Origin of the sequence: Mesorhizobium sp. B2-7-1 (genome assembly GCF_006440735.1) — a bacterium.
Classification (GTDB): Bacteria; Pseudomonadota; Alphaproteobacteria; order Rhizobiales; family Rhizobiaceae; genus Mesorhizobium.
In genome coordinates this window covers 1-2,204 of record NZ_VFUA01000212.1, presented here as the reverse complement: position 1 = coordinate 2,204, position 2,204 = coordinate 1, and the positions used below count along the sequence as shown (strand labels likewise).

Genomic DNA, 2,204 nt, shown 5'->3' with positions numbered 1-2,204 from the left:
GGAGCGGCTGGTGCGGCTGGTCAACGATCATCATCCGCTTGCCGACTAGGCCTCATATCGCTATGTGAGGGCGACGTTCCACCGCCCGGGGCCGGCATTTCAGCGGTTCCGCCAGCCATTTGCCTTCCGACGGATCGGTCCGCCCAAGCATGTACAACTACCTCGACTTCGAAAAGCCGGTGCAGGATCTGGAGCTCAAGATCCTTGAGCTGAAGAAGCTTGCCGAGAACGGCGAGGCGGTCGATGTCGCCGAAGAGATCAGCCGGCTGGAAAAGCGCTCGCGCGACGCGTTGCGCGACCTCTACAAGGCGCTCACCCCCTGGCAGAAGGTGCAGGTCGCGCGTCATCCCGACCGCCCGCATTGCGTCGACTACATCAAGGCGCTGTTCACCGATTTCACACCTTTGGCCGGCGACCGCAATTTCGGCGACGACCAGGCGATCGTCGGCGGCTTCGCGCGCTTTCGCGGCGAGCCGTTGGCGGTGATCGGCCAGGAGAAGGGCTCGGACACGGCGAGCCGCATCAAGCACAATTTCGGTTCAGTGCGGCCCGAGGGCTACCGCAAGGCGGTGCGCCTGATGGAACTGGCCGACCGTTTCAATATCCCGCTTCTGACGCTGGTCGACACCGCCGGCGCCTATCCCGGCGTCGGCGCCGAAGAGCGCGGTCAGGCCGAGGCGATCGCCCGCTCGACCTCGGCCTGCCTGGCCCTGAAAGTGCCGTCGATCTCGGTCGTCATCGGCGAAGGCGGCTCCGGCGGCGCCATCGCGATCGCCACCGCCAACCGCGTCTACATGCTGGAACACGCCATCTATTCGGTGATTTCGCCCGAGGGCGCCGCCTCGATCCTGTGGCGCGACACCACCCGCTCCAAGGACGCGGCGACCAACATGAAGATCACCGCGCAGGATCTTCTCGAGATGAAGATCATCGACACCATCATTCCCGAGCCGATGGGCGGCGCCCAGCGCGCGCCTGAGACGGTGATCGCCTCGACCGGCGACCTCATCGCCAGGACGATGAAGGATTTTGCCGGCGCCAATACCGATTTCCGCGAGCAGCGCCGCGAGAAATACCTGGCGATGGGCCGCAGCCTCTGACCGTTTTCGGATCGGCTACTCGTTAAACTGTGGCCGCAATGAGCAATTTCGCCACAAAAATGCCGCCGCATTCGGCTCAATGAGACTTGCCGTGAGGGGTTGGTCGAGGCTTGCGGTAAGGAATTTTCAAGGTTAACGGGCTTACGGTCCACTGGTGTTCAGCCTGCGGGTCCGGCCATGCCGAGAGCCGTTGGCCCCGAGAGAAGAGACGTAGCCGTATCGATGTTTGCCAAGCTTGCCCGCACCGGAGTCCTGATCGCCGCCATCGGCGTTGCCGGCTGCAATGATTCGTCGATGAAGGATTTCGCGCCGGAGGCCAACAAGCCGCTGCCGGACAAGATCCTTGCCGACATGAAGGCCAAGGGCATGGTGCGCACCTCCTCGGTGATGGCGCGCATCTTCAAGGAAGAAGGCAAGCTGGAGATCTGGAAGGCCAAGACCAATGGCCGCTACGAGATGGTCGCCAGCTACGACATCTGCAAATGGTCGGGCAAGCTCGGCCCCAAATACACCGAGGGCGACCGCCAGGCGCCGGAAGGCTTCTACACGGTGCGTCCGTCGCAGATGAACCCGCGCTCGAATTACCATCTGTCCTTCAACATCGGCTTCCCCAACGCCTATGACCGCGCCAATGGCCGCACGGGCCAGAACCTGATGGTGCACGGCGCCTGCTCGTCGTCGGGCTGCTATTCGATGACCGATGCCCAGATCGAGCAGATCTATGCCTTCGGCCGTGACGCCTTCCAGGGCGGCCAGACCGAGTTCCAGATCCAGGCTTTTCCGTTCCGCATGACCGCCGCCAACATGGCGCGCTACCGCAACGATCCTAACTACGACTTCTGGAAGATGCTGAAGGTCGGCTACGACAATTTCGAGATCACCAAGGTGCCGCCGAAGGTCGACGTCTGCGAGAAGCGCTACGTCTTCAATCAGGTCGCGCCCGAAGGCACGACCTTCGACCCGACCGGCCCGTGCCCCGCGACGACGCAGCCGGATTCGCTCAAGACCGCCTTCGGCAATTACGAGAAGAGCTATGACGCGGCTTTCAATTCGGCCGTGAACTCCAGCACGCCGCCGCCGAAGCCGACGATTGCCGGCGTCACG

At 63.1% G+C, this 2,204-nt stretch carries 2 protein-coding genes; both read left to right on the top strand.

All coding sequences use genetic code 11. From position 1 onward, the window contains the following. Positions 1 to 149 precede the first annotated feature (149 nt). On the top strand, positions 150 to 1,100 hold the full coding sequence (locus FJ471_RS34475) for an acetyl-CoA carboxylase carboxyltransferase subunit alpha (RefSeq protein ID WP_140811461.1): 951 nt from the start codon (positions 150 to 152) through the stop codon (positions 1,098 to 1,100). Positions 1,101 to 1,322: 222 nt separating this feature from the next. Then, positions 1,323 to 2,204 (top strand): murein L,D-transpeptidase family protein (locus FJ471_RS34470; RefSeq protein ID WP_140811455.1); only part of this gene is annotated, 882 nt, incomplete at its 3' end.